This window comes from Actinobaculum suis (assembly GCF_900618115.1).
In the GTDB taxonomy this organism is placed as follows: Bacteria; Actinomycetota; Actinomycetes; order Actinomycetales; family Actinomycetaceae; genus Actinobaculum; species Actinobaculum suis.
Genome location: NZ_UYIO01000001.1, coordinates 1,356,116 through 1,371,028 on the forward strand (window position 1 = coordinate 1,356,116; position 14,913 = coordinate 1,371,028).

Annotated in this window: 15 protein-coding genes and 1 tRNA gene; 6 read left to right on the forward strand and 10 right to left on the reverse strand. The window is 56.2% G+C overall.

Annotation, left to right across the window (positions count from 1 at the left end; all coding sequences use genetic code 11):
* Positions 1-21 precede the first annotated feature (21 nt).
* From dop to H8274_RS05590, 6 genes are all read right to left on the reverse strand, one after another.
* Positions 22-1,623, reverse strand: a complete 1,602-nt coding sequence (gene dop / locus H8274_RS05565) for a depupylase/deamidase Dop (RefSeq protein WP_185934054.1) — start codon at positions 1,621-1,623, stop codon at positions 22-24.
* 81 nt (positions 1,624-1,704) lie between these two features.
* A complete protein-coding gene (arc, locus tag H8274_RS05570; protein ID WP_185934055.1) occupies positions 1,705-3,330 on the reverse strand; it encodes a proteasome ATPase in 1,626 nt (541 codons plus the stop codon).
* Positions 3,331-3,407: 77 nt separating this feature from the next.
* A complete protein-coding gene (locus H8274_RS05575; RefSeq protein WP_185934056.1) occupies positions 3,408-4,481 on the reverse strand; it encodes a tRNA (adenine-N1)-methyltransferase in 1,074 nt (357 codons plus the stop codon).
* Positions 4,482-4,523: 42 nt separating this feature from the next.
* Positions 4,524-5,522, reverse strand: coding sequence for a RecB family exonuclease (locus H8274_RS05580; protein ID WP_185934057.1), 999 nt, complete (start codon positions 5,520-5,522; stop codon positions 4,524-4,526).
* Positions 5,523-5,610: 88 nt separating this feature from the next.
* Positions 5,611-6,999 (reverse strand): hypothetical protein, encoded by a 1,389-nt coding sequence (locus H8274_RS05585; protein WP_185934058.1) that lies wholly within the window; start codon positions 6,997-6,999, stop codon positions 5,611-5,613.
* Positions 7,000-7,273: 274 nt separating this feature from the next.
* Complete coding sequence (locus tag H8274_RS05590; RefSeq protein ID WP_049620379.1) at positions 7,274-8,110, reverse strand: undecaprenyl-diphosphate phosphatase; 837 nt, start codon at positions 8,108-8,110, stop codon at positions 7,274-7,276.
* A gap of 58 nt (positions 8,111-8,168) precedes the next feature.
* Between H8274_RS05590 and H8274_RS05595 the strand changes: the two genes are divergently transcribed.
* On the forward strand, positions 8,169-9,101 hold the full coding sequence (locus H8274_RS05595) for an aldo/keto reductase (protein ID WP_185934059.1): 933 nt from the start codon (positions 8,169-8,171) through the stop codon (positions 9,099-9,101).
* Between the two features lie 223 nt (positions 9,102-9,324).
* Here the strand turns inward: H8274_RS05595 and H8274_RS09765 are convergent, their stop codons facing one another.
* Both H8274_RS09765 and H8274_RS05605 read right to left on the reverse strand, forming a co-directional pair.
* Positions 9,325-9,885 (reverse strand): hypothetical protein, encoded by a 561-nt coding sequence (locus H8274_RS09765; protein WP_244924536.1) that lies wholly within the window; start codon positions 9,883-9,885, stop codon positions 9,325-9,327.
* Between the two features lie 105 nt (positions 9,886-9,990).
* Positions 9,991-11,226 (reverse strand): glutamate--cysteine ligase, encoded by a 1,236-nt coding sequence (locus tag H8274_RS05605; protein ID WP_049620354.1) that lies wholly within the window; start codon positions 11,224-11,226, stop codon positions 9,991-9,993.
* A 146-nt stretch (positions 11,227-11,372) separates the two neighbouring features.
* Between H8274_RS05605 and ykgO the strand changes: the two genes are divergently transcribed.
* The 4 genes from ykgO to H8274_RS05625 all read left to right on the forward strand — a co-directional run bounded on the left by ykgO (position 11,373) and on the right by H8274_RS05625 (position 12,386).
* Positions 11,373-11,495, forward strand: coding sequence for a type B 50S ribosomal protein L36 (gene ykgO, locus H8274_RS05610; protein ID WP_074663615.1), 123 nt, complete (start codon positions 11,373-11,375; stop codon positions 11,493-11,495).
* A 6-nt stretch (positions 11,496-11,501) separates the two neighbouring features.
* Positions 11,502-11,738 (forward strand): 50S ribosomal protein L28, encoded by a 237-nt coding sequence (rpmB, locus tag H8274_RS05615; RefSeq protein WP_074663611.1) that lies wholly within the window; start codon positions 11,502-11,504, stop codon positions 11,736-11,738.
* Positions 11,739-11,811: 73 nt separating this feature from the next.
* Positions 11,812-11,982 (forward strand): 50S ribosomal protein L33, encoded by a 171-nt coding sequence (gene rpmG / locus H8274_RS05620; RefSeq protein ID WP_438356965.1) that lies wholly within the window; start codon positions 11,812-11,814, stop codon positions 11,980-11,982.
* A gap of 155 nt (positions 11,983-12,137) precedes the next feature.
* On the forward strand, positions 12,138-12,386 hold the full coding sequence (locus H8274_RS05625) for a type B 50S ribosomal protein L31 (protein ID WP_049620352.1): 249 nt from the start codon (positions 12,138-12,140) through the stop codon (positions 12,384-12,386).
* A gap of 425 nt (positions 12,387-12,811) precedes the next feature.
* On the opposite strand, the gene H8274_RS05630 is transcribed toward H8274_RS05625, so the two are convergent.
* Positions 12,812-12,897 (reverse strand) — tRNA-Leu (locus H8274_RS05630).
* Positions 12,898-13,052: 155 nt separating this feature from the next.
* Here H8274_RS05630 and H8274_RS05635 point away from each other — a divergent pair.
* Positions 13,053-14,102 carry a GNAT family N-acetyltransferase gene (locus tag H8274_RS05635; protein WP_065415279.1) on the forward strand — a complete coding sequence of 350 codons (1,050 nt, stop codon included), beginning with the start codon at positions 13,053-13,055 and terminating at the stop codon, positions 14,100-14,102.
* A 150-nt stretch (positions 14,103-14,252) separates the two neighbouring features.
* Here H8274_RS05635 and H8274_RS05640 read toward each other — a convergent pair whose 3' ends face one another.
* A complete protein-coding gene (locus tag H8274_RS05640; protein WP_185934060.1) occupies positions 14,253-14,837 on the reverse strand; it encodes a hypothetical protein in 585 nt (194 codons plus the stop codon).
* Between the last annotated feature and the right edge of the window lie 76 nt (positions 14,838-14,913).

Here is a 14,913-nt window from a genome sequence, read left to right on the forward strand (position 1 = left end):
CGTGCTACTGTGCTTTCTTTTCTACTGTTTTTCGGCGGTGCCGGCTGTGAGCTTGGCGATGAAATCGGCCGGAGTGGGAGAAGCGTCCAGCGCCTCCCCCACTTTTTCGCGGGTACCACCCAGCGGGTCCAGGAGTGGGATGCGTACTAGTTCTTCCCCACCCGCATCGACGACGCCGGACGTCCAACTGGCAGAAATGACTTGCTTGCCGTACCGGCGGATCAGTTCGCCGCGCAAATAGGCCCGGGTGCCTGCAGGTGGGTTGGTAACAGCCCAAGCCACTTCGGCGTCGGTAAAGAAACGCGTGACCCGGCCGGCCTGCGCCAGTTTGTTGACGATGGATCGTTCGGCACGTAAGTCATGCCATTGCAGGTCGATTGCCCGCAATTTATCGGAATCCCAGCTCAGCCCGGAACGTTGCCGCATACCTTCCAGTAGCTGGTATTTGGCCACCCATTCCACTTCGGGTGCGGCATCCCACAGGTTGTGGCGGAGTTTATCGAGCGTGTTTTGCCACAGGTCGAGCACTTCCCGGGTATCCCAATCCGGCCCGCCATGTGTTTCTACTAGCTCACCCACAACATCTAAATATTGCTGTTGGATATCAAGGGCCGTGCGATCTGGACCGGAGAACATTTCTAGTTTTTGTTGCAAAGTGAGATCGCGGGAAACAATCCACGTGGCCGGTACCGGCTGGTCAATCAGCGCGGTTTCTAAGCCCAGGGGCACTTCGTCTTGTTCGAGCATCCACAACACCAATGCGGTGGTGCCAACCTTCAACAAGATAGAGGCATCGAACTGGTTCGCATCGCCGCCAATCACATGGAAACGGCGGTATTGGTCGGACCACGCATGCGGTTCATCGCGCGTGTTAATGATCGGCCGGTTGAAAGTGGTTTCTAGGCCGACGTCGTTTTCTACATAATCTGCCCGCTGGGAGATTTGGAAACCGGGAGCTTCCGAACTTGGCCCTAGGCCTACCCGGCCGGTTCCGCACAGGATCGGACGGGTAACAAAGAAGGGGGTGACGTAGCGGACGATTTCCGAAAATTCGACTTCACGGCTCACCAAATAGTTTTCGTGGCTACCGTATGCGGCACCTTTCCCGTCAATATTGTTTTTGTAGAGCACTACATTGCGCCCAGCTTCTCGCAAGATTTGCATTGCTTCCCGGGCTATGGCTTCTCCGGCGCGGTCCCACAGCACCGCTTCGCGCGGATTGGTTACTTCCGGGGAGGAATATTCGGGATGGGCGTGGTCTACATAGAGCCGGGCACCATTGGTGAGCACCGTGTTGGTGGCGTGCGGGAGAGCTAGTTCTTCGCGGGAGGGCCGCGCTATGTGTTGTAAATGTGCTCCGCCGCTGGGTGCGGGCCGGGTGGGGTCATCGGTAAGCATGGAAGGATCGGCCGCGGCTCGTTCCAAACGGAAACCGCGGGCATCGTGGAGCGGATCTTCGCCGGTGTAGTCCCACCGTACGGGTTCTGTGCAACCGGCAGCGCTTCCGTGGCGCCCATAAGAATCGACCACGATATCCGAAAGTTCGATCGGATTGGCGCGCGGATTATCTGGATCCAATACCCCAAACTCGGTTTCCAGACCGACGATTCTGCGGACACTCATACGGAACCTCCCAGTGTTTTCGAGTGTTTTGGCGCGGCAACGTAATACGTATATGCCGGCTGTGATTTTACACCTTTGGTATTACAGCGGGCGGATGGCGATAATACGTTCCCCGCGGGTACGCCCGTTTACTTTGGCCCATTCTTCGGGATCCGAAATTTGGTCCAGTTCGGAGTTCTCTTTCGCCTCCGCGGCCACGGCCGCGCGTACATGCGCGGAAGTAATACCCTTCTGCCCGGTTTCCAACAAAGTTTTAATCGCGTTCTTTTTGACGCGGCCCACGATTCCGGCCAGCATGGCTCCGGAAACGAAATCTTTCAGGTAGAGGGTTTCTTTCTTACCACTGGCGTAGGTGAGTTCCACGTATTCCATTTCGGGTGTGCAGGTGAAAAGTTCAGCCACGATTTCTTCGCCCAGAGCGCGCGCAGCGGCTTGCGCACTGCCATGCGCTTGGATCTCACTTTCGGCATACGGTAAATCAGGCGTGAGATATTTGGAAATAATATCGAGCGCCCCTTCCCGATCCGGCCGGCCAATGCGAATTTTGACGTCCAGCCGGCCCGGCCGCAACAGCGCCGGATCGATCATATCTTCCCGATTAGAAGCCCCAATCACGATCACATTATCGAGTTGTTCAACACCGTCTATCTCCGCTAACAGTTGCGGCACCACGGTAGTTTCTACATCCGAAGAAATGCCGGATCCACGCGTCCGGAAGAGGGCTTCCATTTCGTCAAAGAAAATAATTACGGGAATGCCCCGCGAGGCCCGGTCCCGCGCGCGCGAGAAAATCTCACGAATCTGGCGTTCAGTTTCACCCACGTACTTATCCAGCAGTTGCGGGCCTTTAATATTCAGGAAGTAGGAAGCAGCTTTCCCGGGGGTAGCGTTTTGCCCGGCGGCGCTACTTTGCCAGATGGTGTTGTTTTGGGCGGGGGCGCTGCTTTGGCCGGCGGCGATTTGCCGCGAAAGGGAGGTTGCCACGGCTTTGGCAATCAGCGTTTTTCCGTTTCCGGGCGGACCGTACAGCAAGATGCCCTTCGGGGGTTTCAGGCCGTGTTCGCGGTATAGATCGGGTTGCTGGAAGGGCAGTTCTACCGAATCGCGAATTTCTTCGATTTGCTGGCCCAATCCGCCAATGTCTGCATAGGAAACATTCGGGATTTCTTCGAGCAGGAGGTGTTCTACATCGGGCCGTTCAATACGTTCGAGAATATAACCGGAACGTGTGTCGGCCAGATAGGTATCGCCTACCCGCAAGTCAGTGCCTACGAGTTTGCCGCCAATCCGCATCACTCGGGTTTCATCGGCGTGCACGCGCACGAGCACCCGCTGCGGATCGAGTACCATTTCAATTTGCACGATTTGGCCCGCGTTTTCGTAGGTGCCAATACCTACTACAACCATTTCTTGGTTGAGCCGCACTTCTTGGCCGGGCCGAAGTTGTTCGATGGCCACATATGGGGAGGCGGCCACGTTCATTTTCCGCCCTCCGGTAAGCACGTCGATGGAATGGTCCGCGCTGTGCCCGGCCAGGAAGGTACCGAAATAGGCGGGTGGTTTGGAAAGCGAATCCAGCTGATCGCCCAAATCTTGGATGCGTTTACGGGCGCTCAGTAAAGACGTCGAGAGCCGTTCGTTCTTCTCCCGCAAAGACGCCAACTCTGCTTCTAGCGCCGCATAGTTTTTCGGTTCTTCCAGAGCCATTAGTCCCTCCCCTGTAACTGTGTTTATTCTAAGCCAGTGCGCTGTGCTCTTGCGGCCGGGCGGTATCTATTTAGTCATTAGTCGTGTGCACGTTGCTGTGTACGCGCGGCAGCTTCCGCGGCGAGCTTTTCCGCAATTTTGGCGCCTTGCGGGCCGGGGCTAGATTCGCCACTGGCTTCTACGTCTGCCCGGTGTGCCACATCGCGGCGTACTTTCCGTAGTTTTTTGGGTGCGATTTCTCGTTCGCCAAAATCTTCTGCCGTCCACTTTGGCCCTTCTGCCCCGGGCACAGGTTCGGCATAGGCACCTTTTGCGGGGCGGCGGGTTTCCCGGAGCGGTTGGGCGTCGGCGGCGAGCCGGCGCGCCCGGCACAAGAATCCGGTGTGTCCAATCATGCGATGATCTGGCCGTACCGCTAATCCTTCGGTGTGCCAGGTGCGGCGCATGGTTTCTGAGCTAATCGGTTCGGTGAAGGCCCCCGTGGTTTTCACGGTTTCCGCGAAGCGGGAAAGTTGCGTCGTCGTCGTTACATAAACCACCACTACCCCACCGGGACGCAGAGCTTGGGTAATCGCGGGAACATGTTCCCAGGGGGCGAGCATATCGAGCACGACGATATCGAACCAGCCGGGCTCGAACTCGCCAAGTACCGCACTTGCGTCCCCGACCCGCAAATCCCAGGTGGTAGGTTCCGTGCCCAACCAGGACCGCACATTCCCGGCCGCGATTTCCGCAAAATCCTCACGTTGTTCGGCAGAAACCACCCTGCCGGTACTTCCTGCCGCTTGGATGAGCGTAATCGAAAGCGCACCCGAACCAGCACCGGCTTCAAAAACGCGGGCGCCCGGGAAAATATCAGCCTCGGTAATAATCTGCCCGGAATCTTTCGGGTAGACCACGGTAGCCCCGCGCGGCATGGAAAGCACATAGTCGGAAAGGAGGGGACGCAAGGCCAGGAAGCGGCGCCCCGATTCTGATTCGAGCACGCTACCTTCGGGCTGCCCAATAATCGCATCGTGGCGCAGATTCCCGCGCGTGGACTGGAAATATCCTCCCCGGGTCAGGGAAATCGTGTAGTGCCGGCCTTTATTATCGGTCAACTGGACGCGTTCGCCCGCGCGGAAAACTCCACGCCTTTGTTCTCCTTGCACGCTTACCTCTTGTCTCTTCGGTAGTTATTAGCTCTGCGTCGGCTACTCGTTTGGGTCTGTTTTAGCACCGCTATCGGTTTGTGCCTGCACCGCGGACGACGCCGGATTAGTATCGGGCGTCTTTTGCGTAGGCGCGGCCCCAGGGGTGCCGGGATCTTGCGCCGCAGGCGAGTCCGCCGTAGCTTCCGATTTTTGTGCATCCGTTGCCGCATTCTCGCGGGGCCGGTGCGCGGTGCGCAGGTACTGAGCTCCGGATTCACTCATAGCCGGAGCCTGACCGCCGAATGCCGGACAGATTGACTTAAAATAGCACCAATCGCACAGCCGCGAAGTTTTTGGTTCGAAGTTACCGGTATCGAGTTTGCGGTCGATTTGTTCCCAAGTACTATCGAGATCTTGCTCGATTTCGGTTACGTCTAGCGGCGTCGGATCGTAAGTAAGCGTGCGCCCATCACGCAGGTAAATGATTTGCGTACGGGCCGGCAGCCCGGCACCGGAATACACCAAAGCAGTGGCATAGAAACGCATTTGGAATAAGGCTTCCGCCTGGTAGCGCACGTGCGGTGACTTACCCGTCTTGTAATCAACCACGCGCAAGGCCCCGGAAGGGGCTTCATCTAAGCGGTCAATAATCCCGCGGATCGCCAGGCCGGAAGGCAAAGTGGCATTGACGAAAAGTTCGCGCCCACGCGGCTGCAAAAACTGTGGGTTTTCCATCTGGAAATAGTTGCTCACTAGCGTTTGAGCGGATTCAAGCCAGTTTTGCAGTTCTTCTGGACCAGCGAAGAGTTTTTCTGCCTCCGGATCTTTTTCCAAGTGCTTGTGCCATGCCGGGAGCACCTGCGAAACCGCATATTCGACGGTGCGTTGCGCGGGCGGCACATCGTAGAGATGTTCCAGAACCGAGTGCACGAGGGTCCCGCGTAGCGCCGCCGTCGACGGTTCTTCGGGCAGGCGATCCACGCTCCGGAACCGGAAAAGAAGCGGACACTGTTTAAAATCCTTCGTGCGCGAAGGAGAAAGCGCAGCATGTCGAGTCATACTTCTACCGTATCCCAGCGTTCCGACACTCTAACGCTTCCCTCCCCAACAACTCCGCAAAATCTTTCCACAGCAAGCGCCACGTAGCTTAGCTGAGGCGGATTCCAAGCAAGGCCGCGATCACTTCTTGCAGGCGCGGCCCAATACGGCCGCCAGCGGCCACATGCTGATCAATGCATGCCAGCGCCCGCGAAGTATCCAAATCTTCCGCAAGCGCCGCAATAACGGCCCGCTCCACCGCGGTTTCTGATGCGGAGACGGTACCTGTCACGGCGTCTGGCCGGCTTGCGGCAGCGGAAACGCTGATGGCACCAGGAACGCTGGCGGCACTAGAAACACTGCCCGCATCCGAAAGGCTTCCCGCACCAGAATCGGTACCGGTACAGGATTCGGCACCCGCATCGGAATCGTTACTGGCGGGCGTGCCGGTGGTGGCGGCCTGCCAGCTATGCAAGCGGGCTTCGGCTTGTGTGAGCTGGGCCGGCGTGTATTCCCAATCGGTGCGGTAGTGGTGATTTAGCAATACTAAACGGATTGCTCGCGGGTCTACACCGGAGGCGGTAAGTTCGGAAACTTTCACCAGGTTGCCAAGGGATTTCGACATCTTCTCCCCTTGGTAGCCGACCATTCCCACATGGAAGTGGAAGTCGATATGGGACTGCCCGCCGGTAAGTTCGCGCAGATGCGATTCGCTCATTTCGTGGTGTGGGAAAAGCAAATCTTTCCCACCTGCTTGCACGGTGATCGCACTACCTAGATGGTCACGCGCAATCACCGCACATTCAATATGCCACCCGGGCCGCCAAGCGCCCGGTTTGCCACCTACCGGCCGGTAATCATCGCCGCGTACGCCCTTCCATAACATGGGATCAAGCGGGTGGCGTTTGCCAGGCCGCTGCGAATCCCCGCCATGTTCGTCAAACTCTGTTACCAAATCCAGGCCGCGGAAAACAGGTGCCTGCGCGAACTGCGAATCGGTAGACAGATCGATATAGATATCTTCGGCGCCGGGGTTTTCCGGATCGGTCAAACGGTAAGTGTCCGCGTGTTGTTCTAACCCGCGCACTTCTGCTTCTAGTTCATCCAAAATTTCGGAAACCGCCACCCATTGGTCGGGGGCCTGCACTTCCAACGCGTGCATATCGCCCCGGAACAGCGCGATTTGTGAATCCGCGAGAGCTCTCCAGTCCACGCCGGTGGCCGCGGCCCGTTCAAACAGTGGATCATCAATATCGGTGATGTTTTGTGCATAGCGCGGAGTTTTTCCGCCGGCAAGCCAGTACCGCACTAAGGTGTCGGCGGCCACATAAGTGAAAGCATGCCCGAGGTGCGTGGCATCGTAGGGCGTGATCCCGCAGGTGTAGAGCCGCGGTTGCGTTTCTGTTACCGGCTTGATCTGGCCGGTAGCCGAATCTAATAACTGCAAATCCGGCAAATCTCCGAGTTTCGGAACTGCCGGGGCCGTCCAGGTTTCCATTTGGTCTCACTCACTTACTTCAACTACGGGCTCCGCCTATTAGCTATAGCCGCTAGGCGGCCACTTCGCCGTGGCACACAGCTAGGTACTTCACTTGATTCTACGCAGACGGTTCATACGCCAGCGATTAGCAGGCTGGGGATTCTTTTTCGCGTCAGATCTTTAGTACCCAGATTTTTAGTGTCTAGATCTCTAGTACCCGGACAATATCGGCCCCGGGGTGGAAGGCTTCCTCCCACCTCGGGAAATCTTTTAGTGCACAGACAGCACCCCACTAGTACACAGACAGCACTCCACCGGCCAGTCCGGCAAAGACGAGCACGGAAATAATCACGCGGTACACCACGAATGGCATGTAGGTGTGCGTCGAGATCAAGCGCAAGAACCACACAATTACCCCGTAACCGACCACGAAAGCCACGAGGGTCGCCACGATCGTGGGCCCTAACGCGATCGCATCGGTACCAATGTGCTTGAAAAGCTCAAAGAAGCCGGAAAGGACGACGGCCGGAATAGCCAGCAGGAAAGATACCCGCGCGGCTGCATCCCGCGTATACCCCAGGGCCCGGCCGACCGTAATCGTACCGCCCGAACGCGAAACGCCCGGAATGAGTGCCATTGCTTGCCCCACGCCCAGCAGGAAGCCATCGCGGAGCGTGATGTTGTGCAAGCCCTTCGAGCGCTTGCCGTAATGGTCTGCCAGCGCCAGGAGAATCGCAAATACGCCAAGCACCGTGGCGGTGATGTACAAATTCCGCAGGTGAGTTTCAATAGTGTCCTGGAAAAGTAGTCCCAACACGCCGATTGGGATGGTTCCAATAATCACTACCCAACCCATGCGTACGTCCGGGTCGGATTGGGAAACGGGCTCTTTCCAGATTTTTACTGGGAGCGCCCGGAACCACTTCGAGATAATTCGCACAATGTCTTTAAAGAAATAGATGATCACAGCGGCTTCTGTGCCCAGTTGCACGACGGCGGTGAAAGCCGCGCCCGGATCACCCCATCCAAAAAGATCACCGACGATCCGCAGATGTGCAGAAGATGAGATCGGCAAAAATTCGGTGAGGCCCTGCACGAGGCCTAGTACTATCGCTTCGAAATACTCCACCGGCACAGCATAGCCCGCCCTCCCCGCAAGCGGGGGTTTCGTGCATTACTCTGGGAGCATGGAGCTTCGTTACGTCGGAAATTCGGGACTCGCGGTATCCTCGATTGGTCTAGGTACTCTTACTTGGGGGCGCGATACCGACGCCGCGGAGGCGCGCGGCCAACTGTTCGCCTTCCTTGATGCGGGCGGCTCCCTCATTGATGTTTCGCCCGGTTTTGGGGCGGGCGCAGCAGAAGAATTACTCGGCCAGTTACTCACTTCTGAAGTTTCGCGGGACCAACTGGTGATTTGCGGCCGGGCTGGTTTTGTAACCCGGGGCGATAGGCAAATCTACGGAGCGGGCCGCGGCCCGCTTTACGAATCTACGGCCCGCACCCTGTGCCGCTTAGGCACAGACTATTTAGACGTGCTCATTGTGGGTGGGCCTGATCCGGCTACTACCGATGCAGAAACAGCGGGAGCTTTGGCCACCCTGGTGGAAAACGGCATGGTGCGCTACATCGGCCTTTCCGGTTATCCAGCCTGGCGGGCAGCTACGATCGCCACGATTTTGGAGCAGCAACACCTGCCGCTACTTTCCGTAGTGCAAGACGAATACTCGCTTCTACACCGTGATCCGGAAATCGACACTTTTGCGATGACGAATGGTTTAGGGCTCGGATTTTTCGCTACCTCAGCCCTCGGCCGCGGCGTTTTGACTGGCAAATATCGGCATTCCATTCCGCCGACCTCACGGGCTGCCTCGGAACATTTAGCAGCTTTCGTAGATCCGTACCTAGATGAACGCTGCCGCCGGATTGTGGAAGCTTTGGCCCGCGCCGCAGACGGCCTGGGCCGCACCACTACCGATGTAGCTCTCGGATGGGCACTCGCCAAACCGATTTCGGCGGCAATCATTGGTGCCCGCACGGCATCCCAACTGATTGCCACGCTCAATGCGGTAGATGAGTTGCCGGATATCGTAATCGACGCGCTTGACGACGTGTCGTAATACGCTGGGTTCTTAATACGCTGGTAGCCAGGCACACCGGTGTGCTGTTAGCGCCAGGCACGCTGGTGACGCTGGTAGCCAGGCACGCCGCACCGCTATCTGAACGCGCTACATTGGTGAATGCACGCAGCACGCTGGTGGTTGGGCACACCGATGTTTCAATTAGTACGTAGTACGGCTACTACGAGCTAAGCCGCTAAACCACGGCCGCAACGGTTTAGCACTACCGCCCTGCAACTTCGCCGCGGGCAGTTTCGTCAGCGTCATCATCGCCGTCATCATCGTCCTCGGCTACGTCGTCATCATCGTCATAGTAGTAGTCGTCGTAATCATCGTCGTCGAAGTCATCATCTTCGCCATCGTGATCATCGTCGTCGAAGTCATCATCTTCGCCATCGTGATCATCGTCGTCGTACTCATCGGCGTCGTCGTAGTCGTCATCATCGTCTACGCCATCCACGTCGTCGAAGTCATCGTCATCGCCGTCATGATCGTCATCGTCGTCGAGATCGTCATCGTCGTCGTCATCGAAATCGTATTCGTCGGAGTCGTAATCGCTGTGTGAATCATCGTCGTCGTCATCCGACCCCCACACTTCTAGCGGGGATTCGATACCAAACTCGGTAAAAATGACGTCGTCATACACGGTGTAAGCATCGGCAAGTGCGTCCGCTGCTTCGAGCACACAAGGCGCCCCCGGATCATCGGTTGTGGTCGCAACCTGGTGGAAATTCTCCAGAGCGCCGAGCAAACGGTCAAGCGCGAAACGTGGATTCGTAGCCATAGGTCTAGCCTACCGCGCAAATCCGAGCAAATGCCAACTTGGGAAGGCCTACCGCACCTGGTGTAAAAGAAAGGAAACGGGTGTGCCCTAACAGACCTGTGCGCGTTAGTCTGCCGGTGTGGCCGGGCGCGGCGTACCCGAGTTCGGCGTCTCGTACTTTTGCGGTTCTACAAGTTCGAGAGCGGAGCGTTCACTAGCCACAAAATCATGCGGATCCAGCGGATGCCCGGCTTCCATTTCCGCAATCATGAAACGCACAATAGCTTCCCGGTAACGGTGGGTTTGCGCCGAAATGGAAAGCATCCGCTGGTAGGGCGCGCCTACTTCCAAGACCTCAGACACCGCATTGAGTTCTTCCTCACAGCCAAGTTCGGCAGCGATTGGGGCGAGCGTGGTAACCATGCGCCGCAAAGTATCGGTAACGGGTTCTTCATTACCAGCATCGTCCAAAATTAGAATTGCTTCCATTCCGTAGCGAGAGGCCCGCCACTTATTTTCGGAAACAAACCAGTCAGGGATCTTCGGCAGGGGTTTTCCGGCGTCGAGCTGCTGGGAGAAATATTCCACTAGGCACTGGCAGAGCGCGGCAATCATCCCAATCTCGCGAACATTCGTGGCCGCATCGCACATGCGTAACTCGAGAGTGCCAAATTTTGGCGATGGACGAATATCCCAGCGGATTTCATCGAAGTTTTCGATGATCCCAGTTTTCTTCATCCCTGCTTCATATTCTTCGATCTCTTCCCACCGGGAAAACTGGAGGGGCGTGCCGGCGGTAGGTAGTTGCTGGAAAACCATGGCACGGTTATCGGCATATCCGGTAAGCGAACCGCTCCAAAATGGCGAAGCTGCCGCCAAAGCTTGGATATGAGCAAAGCGGGTAAGCAGGGCCGAAAGGATTGGCAAAGCCTTTTCGGGATCATCGATCCCCACATGTACATGAGTGCCGTAAATGAGCATCTGTCGGCCCCAATATTGGGTACGTTTCACGAGTTCTGCGTAACGTTCCGAATCGGTGACGCGCTGATAAATAGGATTCGCGAAAGGATGTGTGCCCGAAGAAGCCAAAGTGATCCGCAAGGGACCAATAACTTTCTCTAAAATTTCCAGGCTATGTTCCAAATCCGCGCAAGCATCCGCTACCCGGCGGCGCGGTTGGGAAACTATTTCTACGGTATTGAGCAACATTTCCCGGTGGATCATCGAAGTGTCTTCTGGTAACGCCTCGACGGCGTCCATCACCGCCGCTCCCGCTTGCCGCAAATCATAGGAATCAACGTCTATAAGTTGCAGCTCCCATTCAATACCAACAGTTGATCGGGGCGATTTCTTGAACTCCATTTCCCAAGCTTATGCGATCAGAAAATGAAAGTCGTGAAACGTCCTTATGGTGGGAATGCAAGTGAAAGCAGGAGCACAAATTCGAGCTGGATTTTCGAGCGCTACTTCTTTACCCTTAATGGGAACAGTTCTCAATAAGGAGTTGTATGAAGGTCAGAGCTTCGCTGAAATCCTTGGCCAAGCAGCCGGGGGCCCAAGTGGTGAAACGCCGCGGGCGCGTCTACGTGATCAATAAGAAAAATCCGCGTCTAAAGGGAAGGCAAGGGTAAGAATACATGGCGAAAGTTTGCCAGGTAACGGGCCGCCGGCCCCAGTTCGGGAAAACGGTTTCTCACTCGCATAAGCGCACTTCGCGCCGGTGGAATCCCAATGTTCAGAAGAAAACTTACTATTCCCCGATGCTCGGGCGGAAAGTACGGCTCCGGGTAACGCCGAAGGGCATGAAAACCATCGATAAATATGGAATCGATGCGGTGGTTAGCGACATGCTGGCCCGCGGCGAAAAAATCTAAATCGGGTGCGGAGCCAGATCGTTCGTTGTAACTCCGCACCCCTTCCAACCCTAGTTTTTTATCGAGGAGGTTAATGATGGCAAAACCAGGAGATGTTAGGCCCATCATCAAACTCGTTTCTACCGCCGGTACCGGGTACACCTATGTGACGCGCAAAAATCGGCGTAATAACCCCGAGCGGCTAGAGCTCAAAAAATACGATCCGCGCGTGGGCAAGCACGTGCTCTTCCGTGAAACGCGTTAGCGGCGCGGCGAGTTAGCGCGGCAAGTTAGCGCTAGCCCGACTGGTTAGCGCGGTGAGTTTGCCTGGCCGGTTAGCGCAGTGAGTTAGCCCGGCGCGATGCAGAAATCTTAGACGGCGCTCTCGCGCCGTCTTCTACCTACTTTTGAAAGGTATACATGAAAAAGGGAATTCACCCGGATTACCATCCCGTAGTTTTTCGCGATATCCCTACGGGAACTACTTTCCTTACCCGTTCGACCGTGAATTCGCCGAAAACCATTACCTGGGAGGACGGTAATACCTATCCCCTCATTGAGATGGAAGTTTCGAGTTATTCACATCCCTTCTACACCGGTACTGCCCAGATTATTGACACTGCCGGCCAGGTAGAAAAGTTCAAGCGGCGTTACGGGATGAAGAACTAGCTATAGCTAGACACCTGTGCACTAAGGGATAGCTTTATGCCGGTGTTAGTAGTGCACGGCCTCGCGCGAGCGGTAGCTCCCGGCCTCGCCACGAGCTACCGCTCGCCGCATATTTGGACGTATAAGCGGCTTATAGGCTTATTGGACAAAGGCTGGGAATCGTCAAACCAAGAAATTACATGAGATGCAAAAAGACCACTCGCCGCATTGGCCGAATGGTCTTTTTGTTTCTCTAAATCTATTTTCTCAGTTTTCTCTCAATCGGACCGGTACTTAACGCTGACCGGTACTTAACGCTGGCTGGCACCGACTACTGGCCAGCACCTAACCCAAACCATATTTTTGAGAGTAAGCAAGAGTTATTCCAAGAGCTGCCTACGTTATCTTTCAGCTGTTGCAACATAGCAGCAATTGATTTTTACCCGTGCGCGGAGGGGGACTTGAACCCCCACCCTCTTATACGAGGACTAGCACCTCAAGCTAGCGCGTCTGCCTATTCCGCCACCCGCGCGGGACGTTTCCCGCGAGTTCTACCTCGCGAGCAACAGAGAAGAATTTAGCACGAGTTCACCCCGGTTTTCCAATTTACTACCCTTTTAGGTGCTGTGAGAACGGTTACGCACGCCGGCTCTCTCGCGATTATGCGCCAATATCTATACTCGGACCATGCTCGTAACCGAACTTGAAACCAGCCGTTTTATACTTACCGCTCCCCGGGAAAGCGATATTCCGCGTATTACTCAGATCTGCCAGGATCCCACTATTCAAAAGTGGACCACGATACCCGCTCCCTACACGGAAGCCGATGCGCAGTTCTTTGTGGACGATGCTGCCGCGAAATGGGAAGCCGGCCAGCCCGTCTGGTTTGCACGAACAAAATCTAGCGCGGATGGTACTCCCGGCGAAGTCGTGGCCTGCGTGGATTTACATGCATCACGGGCCGGCACGGCCGAACTTGGTTACTGGTGCGCTCCGGATGCGCGCGGCACCGGCGTCGTTCCGGAAATATGCCGGGCGGCTCTCAACTTTGGGTTCCAAGAGCTGGGATTGCAGGTGGTGCGCTGGTCCTGCGAGATCCACGATGGGGAAGTTAACTGGGCAAGTGCCAAGGTGGCGTGGAAGCTAGGCTTTACTTTTGAGGGTCGGCGGCGCGGCGGGGTGATCAATAAAGGCCGCGCTCATGACTGCTTGGATGGTTCTTTGGCGGCCGGGGAACCCATGGAACCGCGAGAACCATGGTGTGGGCCAGATCCGCGCCACCCGGCTTTTGGCGATCCGCACCAACCGGAACTGCTAGTGCGCCAATTCCACGAAGTGTACGGCTTACCGATTGTGGAGGATACGCCGAATGTAGACCGGGAACGGGTACATATGCGGATGAGCCTGATTGCCGAGGAATTTATCGAGCTGACCACCGCTGTTTATGGCCCGCAGGCGGGTGAGAAAATTGCGACGGCCGTGCAGGAAGCCCGCGCACTTGATGATGGTTCGCGCGATACGGTCGAAGCAGCCGATGCTTTGGCCGATCTGACCTACGTGATTTACGGAATGGCGCTAGAGATGGGTATTCCTATGGCCCGCGTTTTGGCGGCAGTGCAGGCTTCAAACCTTTCCAAACTTGGCGCGGACGGTAAACCGATCTACCGGGAGGACGGCAAGGTTCTCAAAGGTCCGAATTTCTTCGACCCCGATATTGCCGGAGCGCTTGGTTTATAGGGTATTTGCCGCGGTTTTTCTGCGGCGCCCTACCTGTTTTTTTTAAAAAAAACAATTGGCCTGCGGGCTACAGCGCCCCGAGTTTTTCGGGGTCTGAGCCGGTAGGCCTTACTGTTTTCGTTTTACCGCAACGGTTTGCCCGTGGCGTGCTTATGCATCCGCCGCACCGGTTTCTTTGTTTTTCTCGGTTTCGTTATTTTTCTGGGTGCGGGTGGTTCCGGTTTGGTTGGTTTTCTGGGTACGGGTGGTACGGGTGGTTCCGGTTTGGCCGCTGCGGGGAGTTTGCGGGGTTTCTTCTTCAAATTCGGCGTCTTCGATTTCGTCAATCAGGCTGGCCGCCATGATTTGTTCGGCGAGTTGGTCTAGCCGGCGTGAAATCTCGCGTTTTTCGGAGCCGCGTTTGCTGCGGCTCATGGCGTTCAAAACTGGAATCGACCGTTCAATTGCGTCGAGCTTGGCCCGCCATTCGGAAGCTTTTTGCGCTACTTGCGGAGTATTGGCAGACGCATACAGGTAGGTCACTTGTTCTTTGAGGACCTGCACGCGGTGTTCGAAACTATCCCCCGTTTTCGTGCCCGGTTCCTTCGCCCCGGTCACGGCACGGAATCTTTGCGTTACTTTGGTGAGGAATTCCGGGTTTTGTTCCACGAGCTTCCGCAGTTGCGGTCCATATTTTGCAAGTACAACGACGACGGCGGGCCCAATCCGCCGTGCGAGCCGAAACAGTTGTTTCAATACGCCTTTTTTTGCCATTCCTGCCTGTCTCTTTCCGCAAGTTTGCCCTGGTTCTGCGTACTCTGGCTCTATGCAC

What these genes read in the sequence shown, in the direction of transcription:
- dop (WP_185934054.1), bottom strand. Translation starts at nt 1,623, where the DNA reads ATGAGTGTCCGCAGAATCGTCGGTCTGGAAACCGAGTTTGGGGTATTG.
- arc (WP_185934055.1), bottom strand. Translation starts at nt 3,330, where the DNA reads ATGGCTCTGGAAGAACCGAAAAACTATGCGGCGCTAGAAGCAGAGTTG.
- H8274_RS05580 (WP_185934057.1), bottom strand. Translation starts at nt 5,522, where the DNA reads ATGACTCGACATGCTGCGCTTTCTCCTTCGCGCACGAAGGATTTTAAA.
- H8274_RS05585 (WP_185934058.1), bottom strand. Translation starts at nt 6,999, where the DNA reads ATGGAAACCTGGACGGCCCCGGCAGTTCCGAAACTCGGAGATTTGCCG.
- H8274_RS05595 (WP_185934059.1), top strand. Translation starts at nt 8,169, where the DNA reads ATGGAGCTTCGTTACGTCGGAAATTCGGGACTCGCGGTATCCTCGATT.
- H8274_RS09765 (WP_244924536.1), bottom strand. Translation starts at nt 9,885, where the DNA reads ATGGCTACGAATCCACGTTTCGCGCTTGACCGTTTGCTCGGCGCTCTG.
- H8274_RS05605 (WP_049620354.1), bottom strand. Translation starts at nt 11,226, where the DNA reads ATGGAGTTCAAGAAATCGCCCCGATCAACTGTTGGTATTGAATGGGAG.
- ykgO (WP_074663615.1), top strand. Translation starts at nt 11,373, where the DNA reads ATGAAGGTCAGAGCTTCGCTGAAATCCTTGGCCAAGCAGCCGGGGGCC.
- rpmB (WP_074663611.1), top strand. Translation starts at nt 11,502, where the DNA reads ATGGCGAAAGTTTGCCAGGTAACGGGCCGCCGGCCCCAGTTCGGGAAA.
- rpmG (WP_438356965.1), top strand. Translation starts at nt 11,812, where the DNA reads ATGATGGCAAAACCAGGAGATGTTAGGCCCATCATCAAACTCGTTTCT.
- H8274_RS05625 (WP_049620352.1), top strand. Translation starts at nt 12,138, where the DNA reads ATGAAAAAGGGAATTCACCCGGATTACCATCCCGTAGTTTTTCGCGAT.
- H8274_RS05635 (WP_065415279.1), top strand. Translation starts at nt 13,053, where the DNA reads ATGCTCGTAACCGAACTTGAAACCAGCCGTTTTATACTTACCGCTCCC.